This is a genomic window from Variovorax paradoxus, from assembly GCF_902712855.1.
Lineage (GTDB): Bacteria > Pseudomonadota > Gammaproteobacteria > Burkholderiales > Burkholderiaceae_C > Variovorax > Variovorax paradoxus_Q.
This window is the reverse complement of record NZ_LR743508.1, coordinates 1,017,305-1,030,997: the sequence shown is the minus strand read 5'-3', so window position 1 is coordinate 1,030,997 and position 13,693 is coordinate 1,017,305. Positions and strand designations below refer to the sequence as shown.

The following is a 13,693-nucleotide window of genomic DNA, read 5'->3' as shown; positions in this document are numbered from 1 at the left end:
GAGCCGCGCGCCCGAGCGTCGCGGTGCCCGCCAAGCGCGCTTTGCAAAGACGCGCTATGGTTCGCTGCCACCCCACGGCGAACCTCAAAAAAGGCAGGCTCATGATCGACCTTCTCATCAACGGTCAGTCCGTCGCCATCGACGCCCCCGACGACATGCCTCTGCTCTGGGCATTGCGCGACATCGTCGGACTCACCGGCACCAAGTTCGGTTGCGGCATCGCGCAGTGCGGCGCCTGCACCGTGCACCTCGACGGCCAGCCCGTGCGCTCGTGCGTGCTGCCCATCGGCAGCATCGGCAAGCGGGCCGTCACCACCATCGAAGCCATCTCGAAGACCCCTGCCGGCCAGCGCGTGCAGAAGGCCTGGCTCGAGGTGGACGTGGTGCAGTGCGGCTACTGCCAGTCGGGCCAGGTCATGTCGGCCGCGGCGCTCATCCAGCGCACGCCCAACCCGAGCGACGCCGACATCGACATGGCCATGTCGGGCAATGTCTGCCGGTGCTGCACCTATTCGCGCATCCGCGCGGCCATCAAGCAGGCTGCCACCGGCAAGCCCGAGGTGCTGCAGTCGGTGGTGGCGATGCCTGCAAGGAGCGCGTCGTGAAGCCCGCCGCCGGCACGGCCGGCATCAACCGCCGCAGCGCACTCCAGGCCGGCGGCCTCGCGCTGGCCTTCACCTGGATCGGCGGCAGCAAGGCGTTCGCGGCCATCAGCCCGCGCCGGCAACCCGCCGATGCGGCCGCCGCGCTGGCGGACGGCAATCCGCCGTTCGCGCCGAATGCCTTCATCCGCATCGATGCCGACGGCGGCGTGCGCCTGGTGATGCCGATGGTCGAGATGGGCCAGGCGATCTACACCGGCTCGGCGATGCTGCTGGCCGAGGAGCTCGGCGTGGACCTCGACCAGGTGCGCGTGGAACATTCGCCGCCGAACGAAGCCCTCTACGGCATGCCGCTGCTGGGCGGCCAGATCACCGGCGGCTCGACCAGCACGCGCGGCACCTACGGCGTGCTGCGCGAAGCCGGCGCCGTGGCTCGCACGCTGCTGGTGAGCGCCGCGGCCATGCAATGGAAGGTCGAGCCGGCCAGCTGCACCGTGGCACGCGGAGTGGTGAGCCACGCGGGCTCGGGCCGGCAGCTCGGCTTCGGCGCGCTCGCCGCCAGCGCCGCGCAATTGCCGATGCCCGAGAAGGTCGCGCTGAAGGAGCAGAAGGACTTCAGGCTCATCGGCCAGCCGCTGCGCCGTGTCGATTCGGCCGGCAAGGTCGACGGCAGCACGCAGTTCGGGCTCGATGTGCGCGTGCCCGGCATGAAGGTGGCCACGGTCAGGGCCTGCCCCACGCTCGGCGGCGTGCTGGCCTCGGTGGACGACAAGGCGGCGCGTGCCATCCCGGGCGTGATCGACGTGATCCGCATCAAGGACGCGGTCGCCGTCGTGGGTGAACATTTCTGGGCTGCGAGGAAAGGGCTCGACGCGCTGAAGATCCGCTGGACGCCCGGGCAGAACGCCGCGCTCACCACGCGCCAGCTGCGTTCGGCGCTCGCCGGTGCGCTGGCCAGCGGCAAGGCCATCGTCGGCAAGGAAACCGGCAAGCGGCCCGAAGGCACGCTGGTGCAGGCCACTTACGACTCGCCGATGCTGGCGCACGCGACCATGGAACCGCTGAACACCACGGTGCACGTGCGGCCCGACGCGTGCGAGATCTGGGTCGGCACGCAGGTGCCGGCGCGCTGCGTCGGGGTGGCCGCGAAGATCACCGGCCTCGCCGAAGACAAGGTGGTGCTGCACAACCAGTACCTCGGCGGCGGCTTCGGGCGGCGGCTGGAGACCGATTCGGTCGAGCAGGCCGTAGCCTTCGCGAGGCAGGTGCCCTATCCGCTGAAGGTGGTGTGGACGCGCGAGGAAGACATCCGCCACGACATCGTGCGCCCGATGTACCACGACGACATCTCGGCGGTGGTGGACGGCGACGGCCGGATCCTCTGGTTCGGCGACCGCATCGCGGGCGGCACGGTGCTGGGCCGCTGGGCGCCGGCCTTCATGGGCAAGGACGGCATGGACGGCGACCTGATCGAATGCGTGGCCGAGCCATGCTACGACCTGCCGAACCTCAAGGTCGAATGGGTGCGCCACGACATGCCGCCCGGCCTGAATGTCGGCTGGTGGCGCGGCGTGGGACCGACGCACAACCTCTTCGTGATGGAGAGCTTCATCGACGAACTGGCGCATCGCGCGAAGACGGACCCGGTGGCCTACCGGCGCGCGATGCTCGGGAAGAACCCGCGCACGCTCGCGGTGCTCGACCTGGCGGCAGAGAAGATCGGCTGGGGCAAGGGCACTCTGCCCGCGCGTGTCGGGCGCGGCGTGGCCGTCGGCGACCCCTTCGGCAGCCGCGTGTGCGCGATGGTCGAGGTCGAGGTGTCGCCGCAGGGCGAGGTGCGCATGCGCCGCGCGGTGGTTGCGATCGACTGCGGCCTCGTGGTGAATGCGGGCTCGGTCGAGGCGCAGATCCAGGGCGGCCTGCTGTTCGGCCTGGGCGCCGCGTTGTTCAGCGAAGTCACGCTGCGCGACGGCGCCATCGAGCAGAGCAATTTCCACGACTACCGGATGCTGCGCATCAACGAGTCGCCGCCGGTGGAGGTGCATGCCGTCAGGAGCAGCGAGGCGCCCGGCGGCATCGGCGAGGTCGGCACGGCCATTGCCGCGCCGGCGCTGGCCAACGCCATCTTCGCGGCGACCGGCGTGCGCCTGCGCGCGCTGCCCGTGAACCGCGCGCTGCTGGCGCAGGACAAGGACGCGCTGAAGAAGAAGGTGGCCGATGCCTCCATCGGCGGGCGCAGCGAAAGGAGCGCGGCATGAAGCGATTGCTCAAGGTGCTGGTGGCACTGTTCGTGGTGGGCGCCGCGCTGTACTTCTTCTTGAATCGCAGCGACAGCTCGGAGGGCGAGGCGCCGGTGCTGGCGGGCGCCGAGCCCGACGCGGCGCTGCTGGTGCGCGGCGAATACCTCGCCAAAATGGCCGACTGCGTCGCGTGCCACACCGTGCCAGGCAAGGGCGAGCCCTTCGCAGGCGGGCTGCCGTTCGTGCTGCCCTTCGGCACCATCTACTCGTCGAACATCACGGCCGACCCGGCCACGGGCATCGGCAACTGGAGCGACGACCAGTTCGTGCGTGCGCTGCACGACGGCGTGCGCGCGGACGGCAGCCGCCTGTACCCGGCGTTTCCGTACACCTCGTACACCGCGCTCAGCCGCAAGGACGTGCTGGCGATCAAGGCCTACCTGTTCAGTTTGCCCAAGGTGAGCCAGCCGAACCGGGAGCCCGACCTCGGCTTCCCGTTCAACCAGCGCTGGGCCATGGGCTTCTGGAACGCCGCCTTCTTCAAGAGCAGCCGCTTCGAGGCCGATCCCTCGAAGCCGGCCGCATGGAACCAGGGCAAGTACCTGGCCACCGCGCTGGCCCATTGCGCCGAGTGCCACACGCCGCGCAACTTCGCCTTCGCCATGAAGCAGGGGGACAACCTCGCGGGCGAATCCATCCAGGGCTGGCGCGCCTACAACATCACCTCGGACGCAAAGAACGGCATCGGCGCGTGGAGCGACGCCGACATCGCCTCCTACCTCACGACCGGCCATGCCGACGGCCGCGGCTCGGCTTCGGGCCCCATGGGCGAGGCGGTGGAGCACAGCCTGCAGTACCTGAAGCCCGAGGACACCGCGGCGCTCGTGAGCTATCTGCGCACCGTGCCCGCCAGGTCCGGCAAGGACCCCATCGAGGTCGATGCGAAACCGCCGTGGGCCGTGGCCGCCAGCGCGGCCGCGCCCGCGGCCAACACCGCCGAAGGCCACGAGCAGGGGCTGCGCCTGTTCGCGGCGGCGTGCGCAAGCTGCCACCAGTGGAACGGGCAAGGCCAGCAGACCAGCTTCGCGACACTGCTGGGCACGCGCGGCGTGAACGACCCGAGCGGTGCCAACGTCACGCAGATGATCCTGCAGGGCGTGAACATGCATGCGCGCGACCGCGAGATCTACATGCCGGCCTTCGGCAGCGCCTACACCGACACCGAGGTCGCGGCGCTGGCCAACTACGTGATTGCGCAGTTCGGCAACAAGCAGGCCACGGTGACTCCGGAGTTCGTGGCGAAGCAGCGCATGCGATAGGCCCGATACGGCGCCGTATCGCGCGTTGGTGCTATCGGCGGCATTGGGTCGTTCAATCGTCCGGCAGCGTCATCCGGCCGAGAATTTGTCGCTTCCCCGCAGCACCAAACAGGAGTTCCCCATGAGCAGCGACAAGACAGAAGCGAAGTGTCCGTTCAGCCAGGCCGCAGGCGCCGGCACCACCAACCGCGACTGGTGGCCGAAGCAACTGCGCATCGACCTGCTTCACCAGCATTCGTCGAAATCCGATCCGATGGACAAGGACTTCGACTACGCCGCGGCGTTCCGCAGCCTCGACCTCGCAGCGGTGAAGCAGGACCTTGCCGCGCTCATGACCGACTCGCAGGACTGGTGGCCGGCCGACTTCGGCCACTACGGCCCGCTGTTCGTCCGCATGGCATGGCACAGCGCCGGCACGTACCGCGTGGGCGACGGCCGTGGCGGCGCCGGCCGCGGCCAGCAGCGCTTCGCGCCGCTCAACAGCTGGCCCGACAACGTGAGCCTCGACAAGGCGCGCCGCCTGCTGTGGCCGGTCAAGCAGAAGTACGGCAACAAGCTCTCCTGGGCCGACCTGCTGATCCTCACGGGCAACGTCGCGCTGGAAACCATGGGCTTCAAGACCCTGGGCTTCGCGGGCGGCCGCGCGGACGTGTGGGAGCCCGACCAGGACGTGTACTGGGGCCGCGAGACCACCTGGCTCGGCGGCGATGTCCGCTATTCGAAGGGCTCGCCGGGCGTCGAGGAGAACCACGGCGTGCTGGTGAAGGACGACGACAGCGAGGTGCCGCATTCGCGCGACCTCGAGAACCCGCTGGCCGCCGTGCAGATGGGCCTGATCTACGTGAACCCAGAAGGCCCGGACGGCAAGCCCGATCCGCTGGCCGCGGCGCGCGACATCCGCGACACCTTCGCCCGCATGGCGATGGACGACGAGGAAACCGTGGCGCTCATCGCAGGCGGCCACACCTTCGGCAAGACCCACGGCGCGGCAGCGGCCTCGCACGTGGCACACGAACCCGAGGCGGCCGGCCTCGAGAACCAGGGCCTGGGCTGGCACAACAGCTTCGGCAGCGGCAAGGGCGGCGACACCATCACCAGCGGCCTCGAAGTCACCTGGACCACCACGCCGACGAAGTGGGGCAACAACTTCTTCGAGAACCTCTTCGGCTACGAATGGGAACTCACGAAGAGCCCCGCCGGCGCGCACCAGTGGGTGGCCAGCAATGGCGCCGGCGCCGGCACCATTCCGCATGCGCACGATGCCAGCCAGCGCCTCGCGCCGACCATGCTCACCACCGACCTGTCGCTGCGCGTCGACCCGGCCTACGAGAAGATCTCGCGTCGTTTTCTCGCCAACCCCGACCAGTTCGCCGATGCCTTCGCGCGCGCCTGGTTCAAGCTCACGCACCGCGACATGGGCCCGCGCGCCCGCTACCTCGGCCCGGACGTGCCTGCCGAAGTGTTCGTCTGGCAAGACCCCATCCCCGAGGCCGACCATGCGCTGGTCGACGCGCAGGACGTCGACGCGCTCACGAAGAAGGTGCTTGCATCGGCTCTCACGCCCTCGCAACTGGTCGCCACGGCATGGGCATCGGCATCGACCTTCCGCGGCTCCGACAAGCGCGGCGGCGCCAACGGTGCGCGCATCCGGCTCGCGCCGCAGAAGGACTGGGCAGTCAACGAGCCGGCGCAGCTCTCCGCGGTGCTCCAGGTGCTCGAAGGCATTCGCGGCGAATTCAATTCCGCGCAGGCCGGCGGCAAGAAGATCTCGCTGGCCGACCTTATCGTTCTGGCCGGCGGCGCGGGTGTGGAGCAGGCCGCGCGCAACGCCGGCCGCGAGATCCGCGTGCCGTTCGCGCCGGGCCGCACCGACGCCTCTCAGGAACAGACCGACGTGGCGTCGTTCGCGCCGCTGGAGCCCGTCGCCGACGGATTCCGCAACTACACCAAGGCCCGCTTCAGCGTTCCCGCCGAGGTGCTGCTGGTCGACAGGGCGCAGCTGCTGACGCTGACCGCGCCCGAGATGACCGTGCTGGTCGGTGGCCTTCGCGTGCTCGGCGCCAATGCCGGGCAGTCGCAGGACGGCGTCTTCACGAAGAAGCCCGGCGCGCTGAGCAACGACTTCTTCGTCAACCTGCTCGACATGGGCACGGAATGGAAGCCGGCAGCGGGCCAGGCGCACTACGAAGGACGCGACCGCCGGTCGGGCGAGCTCCGGTGGACCGGCACGCGCGCCGACCTGGTCTTCGGTTCCAACGCGCAGCTGCGCGCCATCGCCGAGATCTATGCCAGTGCCGATGCGCAGGAGAAGTTCGTCAACGACTTCGTGGCTGCGTGGACCAAGGTGATGAACCTCGACCGCTTCGATCTCGCCTGACGACGCGTCGGTGGGCGCTCAGCGCAGGGCCTGCTCGCCCACCACCCGCCGCACGGCCTGCAGCGCGGTGCGCAGGCTCTGCAGGTCCACGGAGCCGAGCGCCAGCCGCAAGGCGTGCGGCACGTGCTTCGAGGTGGCGAAAGGCTCGGCCGTCGACACCGAGACTCCTTCATGCGCCAGCGCGGCCGCCACCTGGTCGGCGCGGGTTGCTTCCGGCAGCGGCAGCCATGTGAAGTACGACGCCGGATGGCGCACGCACCGCAGGCCGGCGAGTTCTTCGGCGGCGATCGCCTGCCGTGCCGCGGCGTCCTCGCGCTTCTGCGCTTCCAGCCGGGCGACCGTGCCGTCTTTCAGCCACGCGCAGGCGATGGCGGTGGTGAGCGCCGGCGTGCACCAGTTCGTGACGCGGATGGCGCGCTCGATCTTCGGCACCCACGCCTCGGGCACCACCACGAAGCCCACGCGCAGCCCGGTCGCCACGCTCTTCGAGAAACCCGAGACATACACCGTGTTCTCGGGCGCGAGCACCGCCAGCGGAGGCGGCGGCCGGTCGCCAGCCAGGAAGGCATAGGCCGCGTCCTCGATCACCAGCAGGCCCTCGCGCCGCGCGATCGCAGCCAGCCTGCGGCGCCGGCTCATGCTCATCACCCAGCCCAACGGGTTGTGCAGCGTGGGCATCGTGTAGACGGCGCGAACGCGGCGGCGCGCGCACAGGCGCTCGAGCGCGTCGAGGTCGGGGCCGTTGCCTGCGGCGGGAATGGGTGCGAGCTCCAGCCGCTGCGATTCGGCGAGCACCTTGAAACCCGGATAGGTCAGTGCATCGACCGCGACCACGTCACCCGGCTGCAGCAACGCCATCGCCGCGACGGCAAGACCGTGCTGCGCGCCATCGACGATCAGCACGCGCGACGCCTCGGCCTGCAGCCCCCGCGCGGCGAGGTGCCGCGCGATGCTCGCGCGCTCGTGCATGCGCCCGCCGTGCGGCGCGTAGCGCAGCATCGCCTCGAGGTCGCCGCCGCCCGCGAGCTGCCGGAGCGCCGTGCGCAGCAGCTCGGCCTGGCCGGGCAGCGACGGATAGTTGAAGTTCAGGTCGACCAGGCCCGTTGCCACGGCGTGCTGGTCGGGCCCCTGCCCTGGCGGCAGCGTCGTCTCGCGCACGAAGGTGCCGCGGCCGACCTCGCCGCTCACGAGCCCCATGGCCTCGAGCTCGACATAGACGCGTGACGCCGTCACCAGCGCCAGCCCATGACTCTCGGCCAGCCGCCGGTGCGTGGGCAGGCGCGTGCCGGGCTTGAGCCGGCCGCTGCGGATCTCGCCCGCGAACTGATCGACCAGTTGCTTGTAGCGTGCCTCGGCCATCGCCCGACTCCAATGTATGCATGACAATTTTTTGATTGTATTGATCGGCTTGCCTACGATGGGTGCGTCACTCCATTACGCACCCTCGCTCCCACGAACACCATGCACATCGCGATCCTCACCTTCGACGGTTTCAACGAACTCGACTCGCTCATTGCGCTGGGCGTGCTCAACCGCATCAAGAAGCCCGGCTGGCGCGTGACGCTGTGCTGCCCCACGCCCGAAGTCACCTCGATGAACGGCGTGACGGTGCGCGCGCAGTCGCTGCTCGAGGAAGCACGCGATGCCGGTGCGGTCGTGGTCGGCAGCGGCATCCGCACGCGCGAAGTGGTCGCCAGCGCCGAACTGATGGACAGGCTGGCGCTCGACCCCGGCCGCCAGCTGATCGCGGCGCAGTGCTCCGGCACCTTGATCCTCGCCAGGCTCGGCCTGGTGGCCGGCGTGCCGGCCTGCACCGACCTGACCACCAAGCCGTGGGTGCAGGAGGCCGGCGTCGAGGTGCTGAACCAGCCCTTCTTCGCGCGCGGCAACGTCGCGACCGCGGGCGGCTGCTTCGCATCGCCCTATCTCGCCGCGTGGATCATCGCGCGCACCGAGGGCATCGAGGCCGCGACGGCGGCGCTGCACTATGTGGCGCCGGTCGGCGAGAAGGAAGCGTACGTGGCCAACGCGCTTCGTCACATCACGCCGTATCTGGCACAGTGAGGCCATGACCGCGAACGACCTCTCCAGCCTCTATCGCCGCTACATCGCCTGCCTGAACGCGCAGGACTGGAACCGCCTGGGCACCTTCGTCCACGACGAGGCGACACACAACGGCCGGCCCCTGGGCCTCGCGGGCTACCGCGCGATGCTGGAGAAGGACTTCGACGACATCCCCGACCTGTTCTTCGACGTGCAGCTGCTCGTTGCCGAGCCGCCGCGCGTGGCCGCCCGGCTGCAGTTCCGCTGCACGCCCAAGGGCGAGTTCATGGGCCTGCCGGTGAACGGCAGGACCGTCTCGTTCACCGAGAACGTGTTCTACGAATTCAGGGACGGGAAGATCGCGAGCGTGTGGTCGGTCATCGACAAGGCGGCCATCGAAGGCCAGCTTTAAAGGCCGAAGACCAGCAGCAGGTTGTTCGCAGGCATCTCGTGCCGCTCGCGCAGCGAGAGCCCCGAGCGGCGCGCTTCTTCTTCCACATCCTTCAGCCGGCGAATGCCCCATGACGCATTGCGGGCGCGCAGGCTCTGGTCGAATGCGAGGTTGCTCGGCGCCGGCGGAGTGTCCTCGAAGTAGGGGCCGTAGGTGACCAGCCGGCCGCCGGGCTGCAACTGCCGCGCGGCGCCCTCCATCAGGCCCACGCATGCGGCCGGCGGCGCGATGTGCAGCATGTTGGCGCAATAGATCGCATCGAACTGCTGCGTGAACGCAGGCCCCTGCGATGGCCACTGCGCGGCGGTCACGTCGAGCAGCAGCGGCGGCCGCAGGTTGGCCAGGCCGGACTGCGCCACCCGTGCTGCCAGCGAAGGCAACGCGCGCGAATCCGCATCGGTCGGCTGCCACGTCCATCCAGGCAGGGCCGCGGCGAACCAGGCGGCATGCTGGCCCGTGCCGGACGCGATCTCGAGCGCGGCACCGCGCGCGCCGAGCACCTTTTCGAGCACGTCGAGGATGGGTTGCTTGTTGCGCTCGGCGGCGGTGCTGTGGGAGAGGTCGGTCATCGGGATCGGTTCTGAAAACATGAGAGGTGATGAGGCTTCAGCGCACATCGAACAGCGCGGCCGCGTTGCCCCATGCAATGCGCTGCGCGACGTCGTTCGGCAGGTCGCCGAGCCACACGCGGTAGCCGCGCATGGTCTCGTCGTAGGCGCTCCAGCGCTGGTTGACCCAGGTGTCCGATCCGACCATGAAGCGCCCGGGGTACTTGAGGATCAGCGCGCGCCATGCCGGACACAGCTTGCCGCCTTCGCAAGTCAGCCCCGGCCTGTAAGAGAGCTCGCCCATCAGCAGCGGGTAGCGTTCGAACAGCGCCTGCACGCGCTCGATGGACGCGCCGCCGATTCCGGTGTGCGCCCAGATCAGCCGCAGCGACTGGCCCTTCGACGGCGCGTTGGCCATCAGCAGGTCGACGGCCTCGTCGTCGACGTGCGCGAGCACCGCGAGCTTGCGCTGTTCGGCCAGCACCATCAGCTTCTTCGCGACGGGGCCATTGGCATTGGCGCTGTCGTAGAGGTGGAACTCGCCGAGGCCCTTGTAGGGTCCGCTCGCGGTGCCGCGCGCAAGTTCGGCCTGCACCATGTCGTAGATGGTGTCGTCGCGGAACCAGTTGGTGTAGTCCTCGCGGTTGCGGTACAGCCGCACGAAGGGCACGACGCTCACGCCCGCTGCGCGGGTCTCGCGCGACGCGGCCAGCGTCTGCGTGCCGGCATTGGGCCGCGAGTTCGCGACGATGGCGCGAACGCCGTTGCGCTGCATGCGCGCAAGCGCCTCCGCGGGCGGGAACGGTCCGGTGTTGCCGTCCCAGGCTTCCTGGTTGTAATGCAGGTGCGTGTCGAACAGCGGGCCGTCGTAGTCGGCCGCGAAGGCTGCCGGCGCGGCGAGCGCGGCGCCGGCAGTCAGGAACAGTGCAGCGATGTGCGCGGTGGCTCTCATGCGTCCTCGTTGGTGGCGATGCGGTGGTGGGCCGATTATTCACGGCCCGCGCCACGCGGCACGAGAGAAACCCGCGCCCATGAAGCACTACGGCAGCTGAGGTGCCACCGGGACGTGGACGTCCCAGTTCCTCGCGCGGTCGACGCTGCGCACGCAGGTCACCGCGATCACGCGCCGGGTGTGCTCCTGCGGTTCGCCGCGCTTGCCGGCGGACGACCAGCGGATCGTGTCCCACCGTGCACCCAGCGGCACGGCACACCTCGGCACGAAGACCTTGAGGTTGGGTTCGCCCGCGCTCCAGCGGCCTTCCCCATTCGCGTTCTCGCCCGCCACGAACTCGCGCGCCTTCTCGTGGATCTCGTGGAGGCCTTGCACGGTGTCGGTCGAGCGCATGTCCTCGATGCCGGTCGCGGCATGAACGCTCGCGAATGCGATGAGCGAGAGAAGGAAGAGAACGGCAATGCGGCTATGCATGGTCCGGGCCAGTGTCGTCGAACTCGCCCTTGCGCAGCTTCAGCGCCACATCGAAGAAGGATGCGAGCACGCGGCTCTCGCGCCGGATCTGCAGGCAATACAGGTAGGTCTGCGTCTCGGCCGGATCGCCTTCGATGCGAACGGTGCGCAGGCGCGCATCGGGAATGAACTCCGCCTCCGACACCGCGCCGATGCCGATGCCGCGCGCCGCGGCCTCGCGGATGGCCTCCCGGCTGCCGATTTCCATCGCCAGCTTCGGCCGCACCCCTGCGCGCGCGAACGCCTCGTCGAGCGCGCGCCGCGTGCTGGAGCCGCTCTCGCGCTGGAGCATCGGCTGCCCGTGCAGTTCCTCGATCCGGACCTGGCCCCGGTTCGCGAAGGGATGGTCGCGGTGCACGAACAGGATCAACGCATGCCGCGCATACGGCGTGGCGCTGAAGCCGGGCGCCTCGTGAAAGCGTGCGAGCACGCCGATGTCGACCGCATATTCCTCGAGGTCCTTGAACACCGCCGACGAGTTGCCCATGCGGATCGACACGTCCAGCCGCGGATAGCGCTGGCGGTACGCATCGACCATCTCGATCACGTGGAACGGCCCGACCGCGCCGATCTTGAGTTCGCCCGACTGCAGGTCGCCGCTGTCGTGCAGCAGGTTGTACGAGTCGAGTTCGAGCGACGCGATCTGCCGCGCGATCGGCAGCAGGCGCTCGCCCACGTCCGTGAGCTCGATGCGGTGCCCCTGCCGGTGGAACAGCATGACGTTGTGCTGCCGCTCCAGCGCCTGCACCTGCGTGGTCAGCGTGGGCTGGCTCAGGCCCACCGCGCGCGCGGCCGCGCTGAAGCTCCCGTGCTGGGCCACCGAGAGAAAAGCGCGAAGCCGGGTTGCCGTCATCCATAGATTATTTGAATGGTTCTGTGACAAATCCGTGATCGATCTGATATGCGGGTGTCACACAGCGTTCTTAGCCTTGGGGTAGTCCGAAGCCCACCATCCACTTCCTGTCTACGGCCTCATCCACGCCATGAACACCCTCCCCCTGCTGCGCCGCAGCCTGCTCGCCTTCGCGCTCTGCGCCGCCGCCGTGCCCGCGCTGGCCGCGCAACCGCTCACCATCGGCCTGATTCCCGCCGAGGACTCGCAAGCCATGATCGAAAGCAGCCGCCAGGTGCTCGACAGCCTGCAGCAGCAGCTGGGCATGCAGGTCAAGCCCTTCGTGGCCACCGACTACAACGGCGTGATCGAGGCGCTGCGCTCGAAGAAGCTCGACGTGGCCTACCTCGGCCCGTTCTCGTATGTGCTGGCCAGCCAGGTCGCCGGCGTGGAGGCCTTCGCGGTCGCCGTCACCAAGAAGACCGGGCAGAGCTCGTACAAGAGCGTGATCATTGCGCGCAAGGACAGCGGCCTCGCCAGGACCGCCGACCTCAAGGGCCGCACCTTCGCCTTCGTCGACCCGACCTCCGCATCGGGCCACCTGTTTCCGAAGGCCGGCCTGCTGCAGGCCGGGCAGGACCCCGACACCTTCTTCAGCCGCGTGATCTTCTCGGGCTCGCACGACGCCAGCATCCTGGCCGTGGCCAACAAGAAGGTCGACGCTGCCGCGGTGGCCGACCGCATCCTGGCCAGCGCCATCGCCAAGGGCCAGGTGAAGCAGGACGAGCTCGAGATCGTCTGGTCCTCCAGCCCCATTCCCGAGTCGCCCATGGTCTGGCGCAAGGACCTCGACCCGGCGCTGAAGGAAAAGATCGCCAGGGCCCTGGCCAACGTGAAGGACTTGCCATGGGGCGACCAGGGCGTGCTCAACGGCTTCCAGCCGACCAGCGACGCGGCCTACAACGTCGTGCGCGACACCGCCAAGGTGCTCAAGCTCGACCTTCGGAGCATGAAGTGATCCGCATCCGCCAGCTCACCAAGCGCTACGGCGACAACGCCGTGCTGCGCGGCGTGGACTTCGACGCCGCGCCGGGCGAGTTCGTGGTGGTGCTCGGCGAATCGGGCGCCGGCAAGTCGACCTTGCTGCGCTGCGTGAACCGCCTGGCCGTGGCCGACAGCGGTGAGCTCAGCGTCGACGGCATGGACGCGGTGAACTGTGCCGACGCGCGCGCGCTGCGCCGGCGCGTGGCCATGATCTTCCAGCACCACAACGTGGTGCCGCGCCTGAGCGCATTGAAGAACGTGCTGACCGGACGGCTGGGCGCGGTGTCGACGCTCGCCTCGGTGATGCATTTCTTCAGCCGCGCCGACATCGCGCTGGCGCACGAGTGCCTGGACCGCGTGGGCCTGGCGCACAAGGCGCACGAGCGCACCGATTCGCTCTCGGGCGGGCAGATGCAGCGCGTGGGCATCGCCCGCGCGCTGGCGCAGCAGCCCCGGCTCATCCTCGCGGACGAGCCGGTCGCTAGCCTCGACCCGCAGACCTCGCGCAAGGTGCTGCAGTACCTGCACGATGCCTCGCGCGACCTCGGCATCACCGTGCTGTGCAACCTGCACCAGGTCGACTATGCGCGCGAGTTCGCCGACCGCATCGTCGGCCTCTCGCAAGGCCGCGTGGTGTTCGACGGCACGCCGCAGGCCATGGGGCAGGACGACATCGACCGCATCTACATGCCGCAGCCCGAGCCGGAACGGCAGGGCGCTGTGCGCCCGCTGGCGCTTGCCGTGCCTTCGATGGCCGGCCACGGAGGATGAG

Annotated in this window: 13 protein-coding genes; 8 read left to right on the top strand and 5 right to left on the bottom strand. The window is 69.3% G+C overall.

Going from position 1 to position 13,693, the window contains the following annotated elements; translation table 11 throughout:
- Positions 1–101 precede the first annotated feature (101 nt).
- From AACL56_RS31380 to katG, 4 genes are all read left to right on the top strand, one after another.
- Positions 102–605, top strand: coding sequence for a (2Fe-2S)-binding protein (locus AACL56_RS31380; protein ID WP_339094144.1), 504 nt, complete (start codon positions 102–104; stop codon positions 603–605).
- On the top strand, positions 602–2,860 hold the full coding sequence (locus AACL56_RS31375) for a xanthine dehydrogenase family protein molybdopterin-binding subunit (protein ID WP_339094142.1): 2,259 nt from the start codon (positions 602–604) through the stop codon (positions 2,858–2,860). Before AACL56_RS31380 ends, AACL56_RS31375 begins: the two co-directional genes overlap by 4 nt.
- Positions 2,857–4,161, top strand: coding sequence for a c-type cytochrome (locus AACL56_RS31370; protein WP_339094140.1), 1,305 nt, complete (start codon positions 2,857–2,859; stop codon positions 4,159–4,161). Before AACL56_RS31375 ends, AACL56_RS31370 begins: the two co-directional genes overlap by 4 nt.
- A gap of 121 nt (positions 4,162–4,282) precedes the next feature.
- A complete protein-coding gene (gene katG / locus AACL56_RS31365) occupies positions 4,283–6,538 on the top strand; it encodes a catalase/peroxidase HPI (protein WP_339094137.1) in 2,256 nt (751 codons plus the stop codon).
- A gap of 18 nt (positions 6,539–6,556) precedes the next feature.
- Here the strand turns inward: katG and AACL56_RS31360 are convergent, their stop codons facing one another.
- The gene (locus AACL56_RS31360; protein WP_339094135.1) at positions 6,557–7,897 is read right to left on the bottom strand and encodes a PLP-dependent aminotransferase family protein; all 1,341 of its coding nucleotides are present in this window, start codon (positions 7,895–7,897) and stop codon (positions 6,557–6,559) included.
- Between the two features lie 102 nt (positions 7,898–7,999).
- Between AACL56_RS31360 and AACL56_RS31355 the strand changes: the two genes are divergently transcribed.
- Both AACL56_RS31355 and AACL56_RS31350 read left to right on the top strand, forming a co-directional pair.
- Positions 8,000–8,602, top strand: coding sequence for a DJ-1/PfpI family protein (locus AACL56_RS31355; protein WP_339094133.1), 603 nt, complete (start codon positions 8,000–8,002; stop codon positions 8,600–8,602).
- Between the two features lie 4 nt (positions 8,603–8,606).
- Positions 8,607–8,993, top strand: coding sequence for an ester cyclase (locus tag AACL56_RS31350; protein ID WP_339094131.1), 387 nt, complete (start codon positions 8,607–8,609; stop codon positions 8,991–8,993).
- Here AACL56_RS31350 and AACL56_RS31345 read toward each other — a convergent pair.
- The 4 genes from AACL56_RS31345 to AACL56_RS31330 all read right to left on the bottom strand — a co-directional run bounded on the left by AACL56_RS31345 (position 8,990) and on the right by AACL56_RS31330 (position 11,898).
- Positions 8,990–9,601, bottom strand: a complete 612-nt coding sequence (locus tag AACL56_RS31345) for a DUF938 domain-containing protein (protein WP_339094129.1) — start codon at positions 9,599–9,601, stop codon at positions 8,990–8,992. The genes AACL56_RS31350 and AACL56_RS31345 overlap by 4 nt on opposite strands.
- A gap of 37 nt (positions 9,602–9,638) precedes the next feature.
- Entirely contained in the window at positions 9,639–10,532 is an 894-nt protein-coding gene (locus AACL56_RS31340; RefSeq protein ID WP_339094127.1) for an amidohydrolase, read from the bottom strand.
- 87 nt (positions 10,533–10,619) lie between these two features.
- Positions 10,620–11,006: a hypothetical protein gene (locus tag AACL56_RS31335; RefSeq protein WP_339094125.1), complete on the bottom strand. Its 387-nt coding sequence runs from the start codon at positions 11,004–11,006 to the stop codon at positions 10,620–10,622.
- Positions 10,999–11,898: a LysR substrate-binding domain-containing protein gene (locus AACL56_RS31330; RefSeq protein ID WP_339094123.1), complete on the bottom strand. Its 900-nt coding sequence runs from the start codon at positions 11,896–11,898 to the stop codon at positions 10,999–11,001. The genes AACL56_RS31335 and AACL56_RS31330 overlap by 8 nt, the downstream gene beginning before the upstream one ends.
- A gap of 130 nt (positions 11,899–12,028) precedes the next feature.
- Here AACL56_RS31330 and phnD point away from each other — a divergent pair, with 130 nt between their 5' ends.
- Positions 12,029–12,895 carry a phosphonate ABC transporter substrate-binding protein gene (gene phnD / locus AACL56_RS31325; RefSeq protein WP_339094121.1) on the top strand — a complete coding sequence of 289 codons (867 nt, stop codon included), beginning with the start codon at positions 12,029–12,031 and terminating at the stop codon, positions 12,893–12,895.
- Complete coding sequence (phnC, locus tag AACL56_RS31320) at positions 12,892–13,692, top strand: phosphonate ABC transporter ATP-binding protein (RefSeq protein WP_339094119.1); 801 nt, start codon at positions 12,892–12,894, stop codon at positions 13,690–13,692. The genes phnD and phnC overlap by 4 nt, the downstream gene beginning before the upstream one ends.
- The last annotated feature ends 1 nt before the right edge of the window (position 13,693 follow it).